We start from the raw sequence: 17,707 nt of genomic DNA, 5'->3' as shown, positions 1-17,707 counted from the left end.
TCTCCTTCCAACAGAACTCCCTCAATCAGTTAGCAGCTCTGGTTTCTTTTTCGTAACTCCACTATAATATAATTACCACCTATAAAAGAAATCATTATATTTCAGAGGAGATATAGACCTCATCTATGATAAATAACTACGAATTGTACAAAGTTTTTTATTGGGCAGCGAAAACAGGCAGTTTAACACAGGCTGCCAAAGCCCTGTATATTACCCAACCAAGCGTTAGCCACGCCATCAAGCAGCTGGAGGACAGCTTTGGTCTCGCTTTGTTTTACAGGAATTCCAAAGGTGTTGCTTTAACGCAAGAAGGTGCGATTCTTTATTCCTACATCGAGCAGTCTCAGAACTTCATATCGAGAGCTGAGGAGAAGATGGCGGCGCTCAAAAATCTGGACAGCGGCGAGCTGCGGATCGGCGGAAGCGACTCTCTTTTCAAACATTATTTACTCCCGTATTTGGAAGAATTCCATCAAAATCACCCAGGTATCAAGCTGCACTTGAATCATGGTACTACACCGGAAATTATCTCTTTTCTTAAAGAAGGCAGGATTGATTTGGGCGTTGTTCGTATGCCTATTGTTGATGCCCAGCTTGAAGTACGGGAAAGCATTCAGCTTAAGGATTGTTTTGTGGCGGGGCCGCGTTACGAACAGTTGAAGGGCGAGACTTTATCCCTGGAAATGCTGCTGCAATATCCCGTCATTCTATTCTCGCGCAACAGCCGGGCACGAATGGCCATTACGGAATTATTCCAAAGCTACGGCTATAAACTCAAGCCTGAAATTGAGGTCGGCAGTGTGGAGCTTCTCATCGAGTTTGCACGGAAAGGACTAGGGATCTCCTACGTGACGAAGGAATTTATTTCGAAAGAGCTGGAAGAAGGCTCCCTCTTTGAAATTCAATTGGATGTGAAGCTGCCGCCTACTCACGTAGGGATTATGACGATGCGCAACATGCCTCTTTCTATATCAGCAAGAAGGTTCATAGAGTTGGTTCAATAGAGTTCAAACAAAAAAGAGGCTCTCCCTCCGTCATGAAATGACTCTGGGACTGCCTCTTTTTTCGCTGTGATTTATTAATTAGATGGGATGATGCGAAAGCTTTTATCCAAATTAACAAGCATCATAAAATTGCGATTGAACGTAAATATACGTTTCACTTGATAATAGGACATGGTCACTGCAGTAAATGCTTCACTTAGCGAGAACCGCAGTTCGGGCCTGTCTAGCAGTAATCTGCGCGATTCCATTTCGAATTCAGGACTGCTGGAGATCAGTGTCAACTTGCCTTTACTCACGGCTTTATCGATTGCACTCAGAAAATATTCGGCCCGCTGGTAGCTGTACGCATTGCGCAGCCATTCGTGAAGATCAAATATAATCGAGTTGGTCGTCACGTAATTACGTTCCAGATCATGAAAATCCAGAAACAAAGAACGAGCTTTCGCATAACTGGGATCTTCAGGGTTCATGAACGCGGCTAAAGCTGTACCATCCAGGAAAATGGCATCCTGTATATTCATGTGGTTATCCATATGTCGTCAGCACTCCTAATCCTCTAATTTGCAAATGCCATCCAAATACAATAGCGGGTTATCTTCCTTTTGATCCACCGAGATATGGGTTATTTCATAAGGGGAGCTTTCCAGGTATTGGGCAATGATGTTATTGACGATTTCCTGTACGGTCGTATGCTGCATATTAGCGATTACTCTCAGCTGATCATATGTGTCAGGACTCAATTCTAATGTGTCTTCATCTTGCTCGTCACTTCTTGAAGTAATGAATTCGGAAGCGGTAGATTTCGCTTTTTCGAGTTGATTTTGAATGAAGCGTTTGTAAGTATTCGCCATCTTGATTCACTCCTTAATTATGCATAGCTTTTAAACAATTCGTCGTATTTTGTCGATTTCAGGGGGTAGTGTCGAAACTAAAAAGATAAATTTTCCATCATCCCGTGTAAAATCGTGCGAAGCGCGCATAATAACAAAAAGACATGCAGGGAGATTTTCTATGACACCAGAGCAACAGCATGTGTACGAGGAATTATTAAATAAAGAGAAGTCGCTGTCCCACTCCTGGATTGATTATTGGGTACAATATTCCAACGCCCAGACATGGGAATTCTGGGTCAATATGGCTATGTTCGTCATTCCCTTAGTCATTCTCTGGTTCGTTCTCGATCGTAAGAAAGCGTTGCAGATCGGATTCTATGGCTTCAGCGTACATGTCATGGCTACCTATATTCATCTGTATGGTGAAAGAAATTATATTTGGGGATTTCCCTATAAAATTATGCCTTACTTGCCAACAAGTATCACGATGGATGCTGCTTTTAATCCGGTTGTGCTGATGCTGCTATATCAGTGGACACTGAATCATAAAAAAAATTACTATTTATTTGGTGCTCTGATGTGTGCCGCCTTCGCTTTTGTCTTAAAACCATTGTTATCAACCGTTGATTTATTTCATCTGTACGGCAAAATGAATTACTTTTATTTATTTCTGCTTTACTTCCTGGTTACGATCCTTGCCAAGCTGATAACGGATTTGTTTCTTTATTTTCAAAAAAATCCTAGGAATGCCTAGTAAAAAAGACTCTATGCCCCTATACAGATCAAGGGCTTAGAGTCTTATTTCATATACACGATTAGCTTCCAATTGAATAAATTTAAGCAAGGCTATTAAATCAGTCAAACGCTCCATTTGTGATGAATACAAACGATTGGGTTGAAGTCGCTTTATCGCTATAGCCTCCTCAATGATCCCGTGCCACTTGCCTGGTACATGTTGAAGCCCATAACGTCCCGCACCAACTTTACTCGTGATATCCTGCTCTTTTAATGTAAACAGCTGCCGCAACATGCCCAGCGTGCACCACTCGATTGCTTGATCGAGCTGCTGAACTTCAAGTTCTTGCTGCGCCTCTAGAACAGTCTGCAATTTTTGCTCTAACCTAGTGATCCAACCAACCCAGTAACTATTTAAGTTATTTATGACGTAAGTGCGCAGTGTATCCTTATCCAAATCGTAATTGAACGTTACTTCAGAGCCATACACTCGGATACCGTGTTTTTTTACTATCCACCAAGTTATCGGATTTAAATCCGCTCCCCTGCCATCTATATGGATTTGCTTATCAAAGTAAGTCAATAAAGGTTTAATATCACCCTGTTTTCTATTGAGATCCTTGAAAAGGATGTAAGCCCCCATAATATCCGTATTTGGAATCGCAGCTTCTACTTCTTTATGAGCTTCGATAATGGCTTGAACATCCGTCTGCGAAAATGGTTCTCGTACAATAGCGATAAAGTCAATATCACTGGAACCCTCGATATAATCGTTTAACGCAACTGAACCATACACATAAATAGCTGTAATGTTCGACGTTCGAGTGTTTAATGAGTGAACTAACTGATTCATGGTTTGTTCTACTAGCGCAGGTACCATCGTGGCCTCCTCCAATCCCACCTCTCATTCACAATTTATGATATAGGTTGAAAACTCTGGAATAAAGAGAAAAATAAAAATGCCTTTTTTCCAGTTTTAACAAATACCTAGGATGACAATTTGCCAAAATCGGAGTAATGTTCAAGTGAGGGGCTGACCACGGAAAAAGGAGTGTACACGATGGGTTTTATGAAGATTTATGTCAGCAAGCACTGGAAGCTATTTCTGGTTGCTGTCTTTTTCGTGACGTTGGAAGCGCTCGCGGATTTGCTGCAACCAACGATTATGTCCCACATCTTGGACGTGGGTGTTGCGGAGAAACGGCTCGATTACGTGCTCCGTATGGGCGGATTGATGCTGATCATCACCGCGTTCGGGGCTGTCGCAGCCTCGATGCGCAATATTGTGGCAAGCCATGTTTCACAGAAATTCGGCACGGAGCTAAGAAGGGATTTATTCGAAAAAATCCAATCGCTCTCGTTCGCGAATATCGAGCAATTCGAACGCGCGTCATTAATTACGCGATTAACGAATGATGTGACGCAGGTGCAAAATTTTGTAAATGGACTTATGCGCATTTTTGTCAAAGCCCCCCTTCTGTGCATCGGGAGTCTCATTATGGCCGTGCGACTTAACCCTAATTTGTCCGTCGTACTGCTCATCGTTGTCCCGGTCGTCGGCGTGCTCGTTGCGTTGAACTTGAAAGTGGGTTTTTCCCGGTTTGTAGGCGTGCAAAAGGCGCTGGACAGCGTCAATCGGGTTATGCGGGAGTATCTATCCGGCGTACGCGTCGTCAAAGCTTTTAACCGGTTCGATCACGAGACGGGTAAGTTTCAACAGGCCAATATCGAGTATCAGAACAAATCCATAAGGGTGACGAGGCTGCTAGCTATTTTTAACCCCTCTATCCTGCTCAGCGTCAATTTCGGGATCGCTGCCGTGTTATGGCTGGGAGCCTGGCGAGTGAATAACAGTCAAATGCAAGTTGGACATATCGTCGCATTCGTCAATTACATGACACAAATTTTGTTTGCGCTGATGACGATTTCCATGGTTTTCAACTTATTCGTGCGAGCTAAAGCCTCCGCCAATCGAATCGGCGAAGTTTTCGATCAGGTCAATACGATGACATGGGATGTCGCTGCTGCACTGCCTAATGGTCGTCAAGGATGTCAGATTGATTTTGAAAACGTTTCGTTTGCCTATGAGGGTGCCTCTGGAGATCCTGTGCTGAAAAATATTAACTTCACCTGCCTGCCCGGTGAAACAATTGGTATCATCGGATCTACCGGGTCTGGGAAAAGTAGTCTCGTGAGCCTTATCCCCCGATTCTATGATACGAGCACTGGTACGATCCGCGTAGACGGAGTGGACATTGGAAAGCTTGATCCAGCTAAGCTGCGTGATCAGATTGCCATCGTACCGCAGAAATCAATTCTATTTAGCGGAACGATTGAAGAAAATCTGCGTTGGGGCAATGAGCATGCAACACTTGACGAGATTATGCAAGCTGCCAAAATGGCAGAAGCCCATGGCTTTATTACTTCGTTTCCCGAGGGGTATGAAACGATGCTTGGCCAACGCGGCGTGAACTTGTCTGGCGGCCAGAAGCAGCGATTGTCGATTGCCCGTGCGCTCGTTCGCAAGCCGGATGTATTGATTCTTGACGATTGTACAAGCGCCCTGGATACGACGACGGAGACAAACATTAAAGAATCTCTGAAATCTTTTGCATCTGGTGTCACCTGTCTACTCATTGCGCAGCGGATTACCTCGGTGATGGACGCAGATAAAATCATAGTGATGGACGACGGCGAAATTGTTGGCGTCGGCACACATGAGACGTTGATGAAGAGCTGCCGCGTCTACGTAGAAATTTTCCAATCTCAATTCGGAAAGGAGCTGCCTCATCATGTCAAAGCCGAATGAAGGATCGCGTCAACCAGCACCTGACGTCCCGATGATCACGGGGCCGATTGGTCGGGGAGGCCGCGCTCCTGCCGTGAAGCCCAAAAATTTTAAAGGCACCCTACGCCGTCTATGGTCCTATTTAGGCACCGAACGAAAATGGCTGACGATCGTCTTTCTGTTCATTATTGCCGACTCCGCCTTAACCTTGGCCGGCCCTTATCTTATTGGTGTAGCCGTTGACGCAATGGCTGTAGGCCAAGTTGACTATAGCGTACTTGATGTGACGCTGATTGTTCTCATCTCTACGTACATCGCAGATGGCGGGCTTACTTTCCTGCAGAGCTGGGTCATGGCCGGGCTTGCACAGCGCGTCGTGAAGCGACTTCGGCAAACGATGTTTGCGAAGCTGCAAAAGCTGCCTCTTGCTTTCTTCGACGGACGCTCTCACGGGGATATCATGAGCCGGCTATCGAATGATATTGACAACGTGAGCAACTCGATCTCGCAGTCCACTACACAGCTCATGTCAGGATCCATAGCCATCGTTGGATCGTTAGTGATGATGTTGATTCTAAGCCCCACCTTGACACTGGCGAGCCTTATTACCGTGCCGCTCGTGTTCTTCCTCGCCAAAACCATTACCAAGCGAACGAGCGTGTTATTCAAAGGCCAACAGGCACAGCTCGGTAAGCTGAATGGCCACATTGAGGAAACGATTTCCGGACTTCTCGTTGTCAAAGCCTTTAACCGTGAGAAGAAAGCTATCGATGAATTTAATAACGTGAACGAAAAGCTTTATGAGGTTGGGCTAAAAGCGCAAATCTGGTCCGGTTTTTTGATGCCTCTCCTCAGCGTTATCAATAATATCGGCTTCTCCGCCGTTGCGATTGTCGGCGGCATTCTAGCCGTGAAAGGCCACATCACTGTCGGCGTTATTGCCAGCTTCCTGAGCTACTCGCGCCAATTCGTGAGGCCGCTTAATGAGATCGCGAACACGTACAACGTGCTGCAATCGGGTGTTGCAGGGGCAGAACGTGCTTTTGAAGTGTTGGACGAAGCGGAAGAAGTTGAAGATGAGCCCGGCGCTATCGAACTGGTAAAACCCGTCGGACATGTCACTTTCCAGGACGTCACCTTCGGCTATCGGCCGGATATGCCGATTATCAATCAAGTCAGCTTTGATGCGCCGGCTGGCAGCAGCCTCGCACTCGTCGGACCAACAGGCGCAGGCAAGACGACGATTGTCAATTTGGTGACCCGTTTCTATGACGCTACGAGCGGTACGATCTTGATTGACGGACGCGATATTAAATCATACACGCGTGACAGTCTACGCCGCAGCTTCGGCATCGTGCTGCAGGATACGTATCTATTCTCCGGCACCATTAAGGAGAACATCAAATACAGTAAGCCCGATGCCAGCGATGCTGAAGTGGTTGCCGCTGCGAAGCTCGCGAATGCTGATGCCTTCATTAGCCGGCTGCCGAAGCGTTACGACACCCCGCTCTCCGAGAACGGCGGTAATTTAAGTCAAGGGCAGCGCCAATTGCTTGCGATTGCGCGCGTCATCCTGGCGGATCCCTCCATTCTCATTTTGGACGAGGCGACGAGCAGCATTGATACGCGAACGGAATTGCATATTCAGGAAGCCCTCCTCTCAATCATGAAAGGGCGTACGAGTTTCATTATTGCGCATCGGCTGAATACGATTCGGGATGCGGATACGATTATGGTTATTGATCGTGGCGAAATCGCCGAGCAAGGCAGTCACAACGTTTTGATGGGCCAAGATGGCACGTATTCCCGGATGTTTTCCAATCAGTTTAAAAATCTCGAAAGTGCAGCAGAATAGACACACTACAGCCCCAGGATGCTTAGCATACCTGGGGCTGTTTTCTTGATATTATTATCTTAAAGTCCTGCAACAGCTTGGCTAACTAAGGAGGACAACAGCTCGGGATCAAAGGCTTGCCCTTGCTTCAGCTTCATCGTCTTTCTTTCTGGTGGGCCGTCGAATAATCCGTTCGGGAAAGTTAACCCATTAGCATTAAAAATGGTGAAGCTCACTGCGTCTTTGGACGTGGATATGACGGCGGCATATTTGCCATTTTTCAAAAAATGCGGTTTCTTATATTGCATGCGTTCATGCACGTCCGGGACGACTTCCTGGACAATTTGTCGCAGTTTGACAGACATGTCCCTCTGCCACGCTTCTTTCAACGCCTCAATAAAATCAGTTACTTCCGGATTCATATTACAACCTCTCCTTTGCTATCTTTGCAGCTTTGATTTCTTCTACCCGTTTCATTAAAAGTTCTTTCTCACGTTCATTCCTCGTCATAGATGCTGCGCTTTCAAATTCCTTACAGGCTTCATCGTCCCGTCCTAACTTCACCAAGAGATCACCGCGAACACTCGGTAACAAATGGTATCCCTTTAAGGATGGCTCCGACTGCAGCTCATCAACGATCTGCAATCCGAATGCTGGACCAAACGCCATTGAAATTGCAACAGCCCGGTTCAACTCAACAATCGGCGACGGCGATACTCTCGAAAGCGCTTCGTAGAGCGCAGCAATTCGGACCCAATCCGTCTCTTCTGCTGTTCGCGCCTGTGCATGACAGGCCGAAATCGCGGCCTGAAGAGTATATGGACCAAGAGCTTTACCTAGCTTCTTGCTTCGTTCTAGAGCGATCAAACCTCGGCGAATCAGCAAATAGTCCCAACGTGCTCGATTTTGCTCCATGAGAAGCACGGGTTCTCCCTCGGTGTTAACCCGTGCTTTAAACCGGGAAGATTGAATCTCCATCAAGGCGACAAGTCCATGCACCTCAGGTTCCTCCGTTGCAATCTCAGCCAGAACACGTCCGAGCCGCAATGCCTCCTGACACAATAAGGGGCGGATCCAATGCTGCCCCGATGTTGCCGAGTACCCTTCATTGAACATGAGGTAAATGACTTCAAGCACTGCAGTCAGACGGTCCTTGAGTTCCTCAGTCGGCACTTCAAAGGGAACCTTTCCCGTACTCAGGGTTTTCTTGGCCCGCACGATTCGCTGGGCAATCGTTGACTCCGCAACGAGGAAGGATCGTGCAATCTCTTCCGTCGTAAGCCCGCATAACAGGCGAAGGGTCAGTGCAACTCTTGCTTCCTGCGATAGGCTGGGATGGCAAGTCATAAAAATCAATCGAAGGATGTCATCACCGATCTCCCCGTCCCAATGTTCATTTTCTTTAAATAATTCCATCTGGTGTCCAATCTCCATATACTTCTGATCACGTCGTTTATTTCTGCGCATATGATCAATGGCTCGCCGTTTGGCCGTTGTCATCAGCCATGCGCCCGGATTATCTGGAATATTGTGATCGGACCATCGATCGAGAGCAATGACCAGAGCATCCTGGGCAAGATCCTCTGCGAGACTAACATCGCGCACCATTCGTGTTAATCCCGCGATAATTTTAGGCGATTCGATTCGCCATATGGTATCGAGGGTTCGGTGAGTTTGGGACAAGTTCACGCTTTATGCTGCTCCCGTATTTGCTCACGAAGGGCTGCGTCTTTCGCAAGTATTTCGGGATTTTCCGCTAGTTCCTCCATCTCGAACACCTGTCTGAGTTCAATTTCCCCTTGGCCAAAACCGTGAGGATCCGGCATACGCATCGCCCATTCGATCGCTTCTTCCCTGGACTTAACTTCAATTAACGTATACCCGGCGATCATTTCTTTGGCTTCAGTGAACGGGCCATCAACCACTTTCGGTTTGCCCCCAGCTTCCGGGTAAGAAATCCGTATGCCGCTAGAGCTTGGCTGCAGGCCATCGGCAGCGAGCAAAACGCCTGCTCGCACTAATTCCTCATTATACTTTTGCATAGCGTCAAGTAGCTCTTGACTTGGCTTGTTCCCTGCCTCTGAATCTGTTGTAGCTTTAACGATCATCATGAATCTCATAAATGCATCCCTCCATATTTTTGTATTATTTTTGCCAGCTGCATGATTTCTGGGAAGAATTTTACGCTCTATAAGGACAACGAATTAAAAACGGAAGAATCGACACGTTATAAAAATATTTTACTTTCTAATATAATCATCCAATCGATCTGCTAACATCGGCTTCATCTTCTACGTTTAGATGTACAGAACCATTAAATCCTCATCAAAGTATTGCCCGTTATACTTCAATGCTTTATGTTCAACACCATAGATTTCAAAACCTAAGGACTTGTACAATTTTTTGGCAATGACATTCTCAGACAGAACGATTAAATTTATTTGCTCCATTCCGTCATAACTGCTTGCTCTTCTAACCAGTTCCAGCATTAGTTTTTTTGCCTAAACCTTGCCCACTTGCCTCAGGTGCGACGTACATCCCATAGACATTTCCTTTATGGCTGCTTTTCATGCCGCTATCTCGAACAAATCTTACACTGCCAACCAGCGATCCGTTTTCATCAAAAGCGCCAAGTACAAATTTCCCATCCGTGGGTTTAATTCGCTCTACGAAGGTATCCAACGTTAATTGCACTTCTCTTTCATAAGTCGAGCCAAAAGCCTCAGGGCTGAGTTTCAAAGCTTTTAATCGTAATTCTTGATATAACTTGGCATCGAACTCCTCCAAAACTCTTATATTCATCACTTAACTCCTCCTGGCTTCTAATTTCCTGTCTTTTACTATTCTTCATTTCATTATTAAACCCTTTTAAGATCCGACGGCAAAAAACCTCTGAACACGGCACAATGGCCTTATCCAGAGGTTTATTAACCGAACTCTTATTGCTCGCGTCTAGGAGCTAACTCAATCGCTTGCTTAATCGCTTCTTTCAGACTTTGCTCGTCCGCAATTCCTTTGCCGGCAATATCGAACGCCGTACCGTGATCAACGCTGGTTCTAATGATTGGAAGACCCACTGTAATATTTACACCGGCTTCTAGGCCTAATACTTTGATCGGACCATGTCCTTGATCATGATACATGGCAACGACGATATCGAAGTCTCCCCGCGTCGCGCGGAAGAATAGCGTATCGGCAGGCAGAGGTCCTACGACTTGAATGCCTTCTTCTTGCGCCTTCTTCACAGCAGGAACAACTTTTTCATCTTCTTCGCCGTATCCAAAAAGTCCGTTCTCTCCCGCATGCGGATTGATCCCGCAGACGGCAATTTTTGGCTGCGTATAGCCAGCTTTTTGCAAAGTTTCGTGAGCCATTCGAATGACTTTATAGACACGATCCGGATTGATCATACGTACAGCATCCAGAATACCAACGTGTGTCGTGACGTGGATGACTTTCAGTTTTGGAGCGGAAAGCATCATGGAGAAATCCTCAGTACCTGTTAAATCCGCCAAAATTTCGGTATGACCCGGGTAAATGTGTCCACCCTTATGAAGCGCTTCTTTATTCAGTGGAGCGGTACAAATTGCATCAATTGCTCCCGCGTTAGCCAGTTCAATCGCCTGTTTCAAATACATAAATGCGGCATGTCCGGCTTCTTTGGATACTTGGCCAATGGGAAGATCGGCCGGCAATAAGTTTAGGTCATAACAGTCCACAATTCCGTGCTCAAACTGCGCTTCTTCCACAGAAGCAATTCGGCGTACACGAAGTCCAGTTTGAACGAATTGATCCGCTCTCTCCAATAATTTAGCATCACCAATGACAAAAGGACGGCAAGTTTGATAAATTTGAGCATCTTTCAGTGATTTCATGATGATTTCCGGGCCTACACCTGCTCCATCACCCATCGTGATACCGATGATTGGTCTATTCATTGAAATGTTTCCCCCTTTAATGCTTTTTTAGCCTTGGATAAGCTATGCTCTTGCCCGAAAGCTCCCGCTTTTGTAACCGCCCATACGGGTTGATTACGAACAAGGAGGCCTAACGGGATCCCTGGTTCAATTTCTTTTATCAATTGTATAGAAGATACGCCCAAATGCTTACATACACCCTTTGCTGTATCTCCTCCTGTTAAAATAACCCCTTGCAACTCGATACTCTCCATAATCTCGGAGGCGATTGCACCCAATATATGCGAGATCTGGTTGGATACTTCCGTCGAGTCTAATCCTCTTTGCAAACCTGCTGACTTCGTCAATCGAACTTGATCAGGAGATGAACTTGCGCATAGGGAGACATCCAACCCGTTTCTTAATGCAGCCTGAAGCTCTCTACCACATCGTTCAATCTCAGCCTTTAAGCCTTCTTCGGAAGCAATCGCTTGTACCGTATCTAATTCTACGGCAATGACTTGCGGATCACTGTTATAAGCAGCCACTTGCCCGCGAGTCACCTGTGAGATGCTTCCTGCGACTAACATCACAGGTTTCGTCCCGCCTGATAATTGCGGCGCAGAATCACTTATACGAACAGGAAGCGATAAAGCATCAGGCAGGAAATCAGCCAATCCAGCAGAACCTGCCCATAGTATTTTATAGCTGGTTTGGGCAACCCATTCCGCGATATGCTGGACATCTTCTTCGGTTGCAGCATCAAAAACGATAAGTTCCGTTTTCGCCTCAAGGAGTGAATGAATGTTCAGGTGCACCTGATCTTTTCCTGCATGTAGAATTTCTAAAGGAATAAGGCCGACTTTACGCTTGGATTGCGAAGCAAATAATTTGACTAAATCGGATTCTTTGACTGGACATTTCGGGTCATTGGCGATTTCGGTTTCACTAACCGGAACACCGTTAAGATAATGTACGCCCTGTAGAGTGGTACGGCCAATCTTAGGGAATGCCGGGGCAACGACAGCAAAGTCATAAGGAATGACGTCCATTACAGCGTCGATTTCAACGCCCAGATTTCCTCTAAGGGTAGAGTCCATTTTCTTATAAATATGCGGGAAAGCCGCTTGATCGATCTGACAAGCCGCTTCTTTCACCCTGGCATAAGCGATCTCTTGCAGAGTGGAACGGCTGTCGGTATCAATGACGATTGCCTCCATCGTCTGTTGTGATTTAGAAACTTGCTCGATATCAAAAAACACTTGCGTTTGCAGCCCTTTTCTTGCAAATTGAACGCCTGAGTCGGAAGCTCCGGTCAAGTCATCTGCAATGATGGCAATTTGTTTCATGGTGCAGTTCCTCCCATGCAAATCTCGAACGATTTAGTTGATTTGGCTCTTAGCTCCAATTTTTTTGGCATACCAAGCGGTTACGATTGGCACAAGGATAGCTGTCACGATCACGCAAGAAGCTACCAATGCGGTTGCAGAGGGTACAAGCGGAGCATAGGCAGCATTCGCCGCGGCTACAGCCGCCGGTACACCTGCTGCGTTTCCTGCAGTCGAAGCGGCTGATATACCGGCAATGCCGTTGCCGCCAATCAAGCGGTCAATAAGTGTCAAAGTAAGACCCGTCACAGCAACGACACCAATACCAAGCAATACGCCAAGGAAACCGGCTTTCCAAACCGTCTGAAGATTCAACCCTGCTCCCAAAGCAAAAGCAAAGAAGGGAACTAAAACAGGTACAGCTTTGGATAAAAACTCGCGCATTTCTTTGTCTAAATTCCCCAAGATCATACCGACGATTAATGGCAAAATCGCACCAACGAAAGTCTGCCATGGAAATGCGGCTAAACCTGCGATACCTAATGAAATCATCGTAAAGAATGGCCCCGATTCCAAGCTCATGACAGAGTAAGCGCCAACATCTTCTTTCTTGCCGAATTGCCCCATTAAAGCCATGTACAAACCGCCGTTTGTATCGTTCATAGCCGCTACGATAGCCAATACCGAAATGCCTGCAAAGAAACCTTCGCTAATCATTCCATTGCCTAAGAACTTAGCGGCTATAAATCCTACAACGATTGCTGTTAAAATCTTCGTTCCAAGCAATGTGCCACCCTTTTTCAAAATGTAAGGGGTTGCTTTAAAGTTGATTGTTGAACCCATACAGACATAGAAAACAGCTAAAATTGGCAGAGATCCCGTCATCAATGCGCCTGTAAAAGATCCAAATGTTTTTCCCATTGAGGGGAATAATGTTGTAATAATAGCCCCCAGAATGAGTGGAACAATCATCATACCCCCGGGAATCCGATCAATGGCTGCCTTAATTCTCATGGTGTGCTTCCTCCTAAGAAGTTTTGTTGAGCATATAGTTGCAATATGCAACACCTATAATCGTTATCGCCCATGTGATGATTATAAGACAGGTGTTCCACGATAACAACGGGGTCAATCGTTTAAATTTGCAACACGTCCTTTAACTTTCTCCAGAGGGTTGAACGATTAATTCCTAGTCGTTTTGCGGCTTTTGATTGGTTCATACCTTCTTTTTCTAATATTTCCAAAAGAATGCGCTGCTCAATTTCATCCCAACTCCCAGATAAATTGATCGTCGCCAGTTGGCTGGTTGCTTCATTTTGCAACGATTCCTTGACTTTTTGCCAACCTTCTTTCGCTTCACTCAGGCCAATATAATGACCGTTCGTACAGGCAAGCATGCTCTCAAGGACGATCCTCAGCTGGTGAATATTTCCGGGCCAGAGCTTGTGCATAAGATCGTCTTCCAGTACCTCCTGCCGGATACCAACGATTTGTTTGCCATGCCGCGAGTTATAATTCGCAATTAAAACACGGGCGATCTCATCAATATCTTCCAATCTTTCGCGCAAAGGCGGCAGGCTGATGTACATATCCATAAAGGCTAGGACAAAAGACGGCTCCATTTCTTCTTTTTTTAGCATCAGCTTAATCGGGTGGGATGTAGTTACAATGAGACGGACGTTCGTACCTGTTGTCATTGTAGACAGTAATTTGCGCTGCAGCCGCTGACTAATGTGCTGGATATTTTCCAGACAAATCGTTCCGACAGATTCTTTGAAAAGCAGTCCCGGATAGTCGTTTGTTCCGAGTAGAACCGCCTCCTGCTCCTCCTCCGATAATTGCTCGCAAGGAATGATATATAGCGCGTCCCCTGCGCTCTCGCTAGCGGAATGAATGGCTTGACAGAATAACTGCTTTCCGCTGCCCTCTTCTCCCGATATCCAAATGGGATTGCGTGTCTGCGCCATCGCTTTGGCACGTTTGATTGCTTGCATAATGACACTGCTGGAGCCCATTACCTGGGCAAACGTAGCAATCCGGTCGGTTATTTGGAAATTGTAAGTAGCGGTACTGTTCAGTTGATTCTCTGAAGGATATAAATAAATGAAATAGTGGTAGCTTAGACGATTTTGCTTGGAAGGCACGATGATTTCAATGCTTACCTGCCTTTTTTGAAACCATTTTGTTTGCTTATTTACGTCGCTCGTTGTACCTTTATCAGCTTCCTCCAAATAACGGCTCCATATCGGATCTATGCCGGCCAGATTCATCCCGCGTATCACAGCGCTGTTATAACCTAATAATGAAGCAGCTGCCTCATTGGCATAAAGAATGCCGCCGCTTTCGTTGACTGCCATGACGCCCGTCCGGTGGTGCTCCAGAATATGCTCAAATAAATGTTCGCTCTCCTGGGCTTTCCAGACGAATTCATAGATCCTTTTCACCTCTTCAAGCGCTTCAAGCACCGACTCCCGTCCGCTGGTAATCAGAATGCCGTTATAGCCCATTTGCTCAGCTGTATTCACAGTGACAACGTCTCCAAGCACAATTTGGGCATCCTTTTCAAAAGCTTTTTGCAGCGCTTCAGGAACATCATCAGCCCGATCTACCGAATAGATGGGAATTTCATAATCGAGCAGGCTGGATACCTCTGCGACACCGCGGCAAATATTAGGAAAGCCAATGATGGCTACCTTGCTATTTGAATTTTTCACCAACGTGAGCACTCTCAAAATATCGTAGCCGGAGACTGGAATATCGACCACAGGCGTTGTTACTTGACTTTTTATAAGCGTTGAGGTTCCCCCACGGCTCAAGATGACATCATATTTTCCTTTGGCAGCGTGGACAATAGGAAGAGCATTATGAAGATCCGCAACTTCGATATCGATCTTTATTCGTGGCTCCTCTTTTGCGATATTTTCAATTAAACCCTTTAGTCCGGGGTATGGAGCGATCGCCAGTACTTTGATTTGCATACGAAATGAGTCCCCTTTGTGAAAAGTATGAATAAAGTGTTGCACATTACAACATTTATGTAATATTATAAGCTTTTTTATTTTATTATAGCCAATTCTTTAACTGAATACTTGATTATGCAACAATATATAGCTCAAACAATACAAATAACCAACTCCACATGTGTCATAATCATGTGAAATCGGTTATTTGTTTACATAATTTTAATTATGTCATCATTTATCTACATCCAATTACTCGACAACTCGAACTCGGCTCCCATCCAAAAGCGGTTCACTGCTTTCCACAATGACCGGTTCCTGAGGAAACAATCCTTCAACAGCGGCAGCTTGATCGTTCGATTCTACGACTTTCACGCTTCTTCGAATGGCATGGAACGCATTGCCGAGCGGACCTTTTCTTTCTTCGACCGTATAAACGAACGCGCCTGCCGCATCGCTCCGCACGGAAGCCTTCGAAACAAGCATCATACCGGGCTTTCCTTTCTTAGTAAGCGTAACTTGAGCCCTTTCATTCCCTGCGAGCGATGCATCTTGAAAAATTATCGTCAACTGATTGCTGTCTACAGACTTTTCAGATTGTCCGCCATTGATTTCAGTTAATAAGGCATTTCCAATCTCCGCTCCCTCTATATTCGCTACTTTACCTGAAATAGACTGATCATTCTGCCCATGAAGTTGAACTTCAATTGCTTCTCCTAGAGTGAGACTATCGGTAATAGAAGCAGGAACCAACAAGCTGATTTTGTAGCCCATTTGTGAATTCAAAAGCAGGATATCTGCGGCGCCTGTGAGTGCCGCCAGCCCTACTTTTGCGTTAATTTCCGCAACCTTCCCGTCGAATGGAGCGAGCAGCGATTGAGATGCCTCCAACTTAGCGTTCATTTCACTAATCTGCTTCTGTTGGGCGGTGATGTCAAGTTTGGCGCTTTCCACTGCGGCTTTAGCAGCCAGAATGCTGCCTTGATCCTCGCTATGCACCGCTTGTACATAGTCATACTCCAGCTTCTCCATGGATAACATCAGCTTGTTTAATGACGTTTGCTCGGTTTGCAGCTGATTTTGAGCTTCCTCATTGTTGTACTGTACAAGAAGCTGTCCCTTTTGGACAACTTCCCCTTTTTGCACCTGTACCTTACTCACCTTCCAGCCTGGTTGTCCTGAGAGCTCTCTTATTTCCATGGGTTTTAGAAATGCACTGCCTTTAAAAGTTTGATCCAATTGTCCAGGACCAACGTTTTGTGTCGTCACCTTCGGAAGCGTCATGCCGTAGAGGGTGTTGCTCAGCAACGTTGAAATCACGAACACGGCTATCATCAGTACAGTGACAAGATGAAGCCAGCGTTTTCCGGGCTTGCTATTACCATTTTTCATTTCAAAATCCAAAACGTTTCCTCCTGATCCTGCCTTTGCTCAAATCGACCCGATGCCGCTTTATCCTTTAATCCCTGAAAGTTGAATCCCTTCAACGAAATGGTTTTGAGCGTAAAGAAATAAAACCACCATAGGACTCATATAGAGCACGGAAGCTGCGAAAACGACACCTCTAGCCTCTTTGCTAATCTGTGCCAAATAAAGCGATAAGGGCTGCTGGACCACATCCTGCAGAAAGATAAGCGGCTGCTCGACCATATTCCAATAATCAACGAATAACAGAACGATAAGTGCGGCAAACCCCGGTTTTACAAGTGGAAGAATGATACGACCAAAGATCGTGAAATGGCTGGCTCCGTCCATTTTGGCCGCTTCTGTCAATACAGCTGGAATATGAAACATAAATTGGCGCAGCATGAAGACTCCGAAAGCCGCGAAGATGCCTGGCAGCACAATCGCCAATTGTGTATTTAGCAGCCCGAGCTTTTCCAAAATAATATAATTAGGTACTAACGTTACTTGAAAAGGCATTAACATCGTCAGCAGATAACAGAGAAACCATTGGTCTCTTCCAAGGAAACGAAGTTTGGCAAATGCATAAGCCGCTAAAGAAGCTACAACGACTTGACCCAGGATGATGGGGACGACCAGCCCTACTGAGTTCCAGAACATATGGAGAAACTTCGGATTTCGCACTAATACTTCGAGATACTGATTGAAACTAAGCCAATCCGGAATCCATTTCAGATTAACGAATGCATCCTTATCTCCTGCTGCCGCATCAGGCATTTTCCCGATCCAATCATAGTTAAGTCCAATCTCACTTTCGGTCATGAGAGAATTCGTAAAGGTTAGTACAATGGGAACCAAGGAGATGCCTGCTGCCATCGCTAACAAGAAAGTGACGATAACCTTGGTCAACCGTCTTACCATGTCT

At 45.7% G+C, this 17,707-nt stretch carries 18 protein-coding genes; 4 read left to right on the top strand and 14 right to left on the bottom strand.

Features of this window, described 5'->3' with window-relative positions:
- Window positions 1-125: 125 nt before the first annotated feature.
- Window positions 126-1,004, top strand: a complete 879-nt coding sequence (locus tag ACKTT9_RS18775; RefSeq protein WP_127457218.1) for a LysR family transcriptional regulator — start codon at window positions 126-128, stop codon at window positions 1,002-1,004.
- A gap of 74 nt (window positions 1,005-1,078) precedes the next feature.
- Here ACKTT9_RS18775 and ACKTT9_RS18770 read toward each other — a convergent pair whose 3' ends face one another.
- Window positions 1,079-1,537 carry a hypothetical protein gene (locus ACKTT9_RS18770; protein WP_157326245.1) on the bottom strand — a complete coding sequence of 153 codons (459 nt, stop codon included), beginning with the start codon at window positions 1,535-1,537 and terminating at the stop codon, window positions 1,079-1,081.
- 15 nt (window positions 1,538-1,552) lie between these two features.
- Entirely contained in the window at window positions 1,553-1,855 is a 303-nt protein-coding gene (locus tag ACKTT9_RS18765) for a hypothetical protein (protein ID WP_407872790.1), read from the bottom strand.
- A gap of 160 nt (window positions 1,856-2,015) precedes the next feature.
- Here ACKTT9_RS18765 and ACKTT9_RS18760 point away from each other — a divergent pair, with 160 nt between their 5' ends.
- Window positions 2,016-2,591 (top strand): CBO0543 family protein, encoded by a 576-nt coding sequence (locus ACKTT9_RS18760; protein ID WP_407872789.1) that lies wholly within the window; start codon window positions 2,016-2,018, stop codon window positions 2,589-2,591.
- 36 nt (window positions 2,592-2,627) lie between these two features.
- Here the strand turns inward: ACKTT9_RS18760 and ACKTT9_RS18755 are convergent, their stop codons facing one another.
- Window positions 2,628-3,452, bottom strand: coding sequence for a nucleotidyltransferase domain-containing protein (locus ACKTT9_RS18755; protein WP_407872788.1), 825 nt, complete (start codon window positions 3,450-3,452; stop codon window positions 2,628-2,630).
- Between the two features lie 180 nt (window positions 3,453-3,632).
- Here ACKTT9_RS18755 and ACKTT9_RS18750 point away from each other — a divergent pair, with 180 nt between their 5' ends.
- Window positions 3,633-5,381: an ABC transporter ATP-binding protein gene (locus tag ACKTT9_RS18750; RefSeq protein ID WP_407872787.1), complete on the top strand. Its 1,749-nt coding sequence runs from the start codon at window positions 3,633-3,635 to the stop codon at window positions 5,379-5,381.
- A 31-nt stretch (window positions 5,382-5,412) separates the two neighbouring features.
- A complete protein-coding gene (locus tag ACKTT9_RS18745) occupies window positions 5,413-7,215 on the top strand; it encodes an ABC transporter ATP-binding protein (protein ID WP_407873068.1) in 1,803 nt (600 codons plus the stop codon).
- 59 nt (window positions 7,216-7,274) lie between these two features.
- On the opposite strand, the gene ACKTT9_RS18740 is transcribed toward ACKTT9_RS18745, so the two are convergent.
- The 11 genes from ACKTT9_RS18740 to ACKTT9_RS18690 all read right to left on the bottom strand — a co-directional run bounded on the left by ACKTT9_RS18740 (window position 7,275) and on the right by ACKTT9_RS18690 (window position 17,703).
- Entirely contained in the window at window positions 7,275-7,616 is a 342-nt protein-coding gene (locus ACKTT9_RS18740) for a DUF1801 domain-containing protein (RefSeq protein WP_407872786.1), read from the bottom strand.
- A 1-nt stretch (window position 7,617) separates the two neighbouring features.
- Entirely contained in the window at window positions 7,618-8,883 is a 1,266-nt protein-coding gene (locus ACKTT9_RS18735; RefSeq protein ID WP_407872785.1) for an RNA polymerase sigma factor, read from the bottom strand.
- Window positions 8,880-9,314, bottom strand: coding sequence for a YciI family protein (locus ACKTT9_RS18730; protein WP_407872784.1), 435 nt, complete (start codon window positions 9,312-9,314; stop codon window positions 8,880-8,882). Before ACKTT9_RS18730 ends, ACKTT9_RS18735 begins: the two co-directional genes overlap by 4 nt.
- A gap of 177 nt (window positions 9,315-9,491) precedes the next feature.
- The gene (locus ACKTT9_RS18725) at window positions 9,492-9,644 is read right to left on the bottom strand and encodes a GNAT family N-acetyltransferase (protein ID WP_407872783.1); all 153 of its coding nucleotides are present in this window, start codon (window positions 9,642-9,644) and stop codon (window positions 9,492-9,494) included.
- Window positions 9,645-9,666: 22 nt separating this feature from the next.
- Window positions 9,667-9,996 (bottom strand): GNAT family N-acetyltransferase, encoded by a 330-nt coding sequence (locus tag ACKTT9_RS18720; RefSeq protein WP_407872782.1) that lies wholly within the window; start codon window positions 9,994-9,996, stop codon window positions 9,667-9,669.
- A gap of 137 nt (window positions 9,997-10,133) precedes the next feature.
- A complete protein-coding gene (pdxA, locus tag ACKTT9_RS18715) occupies window positions 10,134-11,132 on the bottom strand; it encodes a 4-hydroxythreonine-4-phosphate dehydrogenase PdxA (RefSeq protein WP_407872781.1) in 999 nt (332 codons plus the stop codon).
- Window positions 11,129-12,439 carry a four-carbon acid sugar kinase family protein gene (locus tag ACKTT9_RS18710; RefSeq protein ID WP_407872780.1) on the bottom strand — a complete coding sequence of 437 codons (1,311 nt, stop codon included), beginning with the start codon at window positions 12,437-12,439 and terminating at the stop codon, window positions 11,129-11,131. The genes pdxA and ACKTT9_RS18710 overlap by 4 nt, the downstream gene beginning before the upstream one ends.
- A 33-nt stretch (window positions 12,440-12,472) precedes the next feature.
- Window positions 12,473-13,432: a 2-keto-3-deoxygluconate permease gene (locus tag ACKTT9_RS18705; RefSeq protein ID WP_407872779.1), complete on the bottom strand. Its 960-nt coding sequence runs from the start codon at window positions 13,430-13,432 to the stop codon at window positions 12,473-12,475.
- Between the two features lie 122 nt (window positions 13,433-13,554).
- The gene (locus tag ACKTT9_RS18700; RefSeq protein ID WP_407872778.1) at window positions 13,555-15,396 is read right to left on the bottom strand and encodes a PrpR N-terminal domain-containing protein; all 1,842 of its coding nucleotides are present in this window, start codon (window positions 15,394-15,396) and stop codon (window positions 13,555-13,557) included.
- A gap of 234 nt (window positions 15,397-15,630) precedes the next feature.
- Window positions 15,631-16,782, bottom strand: coding sequence for an efflux RND transporter periplasmic adaptor subunit (locus ACKTT9_RS18695; RefSeq protein ID WP_407872777.1), 1,152 nt, complete (start codon window positions 16,780-16,782; stop codon window positions 15,631-15,633).
- 48 nt (window positions 16,783-16,830) lie between these two features.
- Window positions 16,831-17,703 carry a carbohydrate ABC transporter permease gene (locus ACKTT9_RS18690; protein ID WP_407872776.1) on the bottom strand — a complete coding sequence of 291 codons (873 nt, stop codon included), beginning with the start codon at window positions 17,701-17,703 and terminating at the stop codon, window positions 16,831-16,833.
- Window positions 17,704-17,707: the final 4 nt, after the last annotated feature.

It is taken from the genome of Paenibacillus sp. P36 (genome assembly GCF_045866505.1).
Lineage (GTDB): Bacteria > Bacillota > Bacilli > Paenibacillales > NBRC-103111 > Paenibacillus_E > Paenibacillus_E chondroitinus.
Note: the sequence above shows the minus strand (reverse complement) of the source record. Positions and strands in the feature narration are given on the sequence as shown.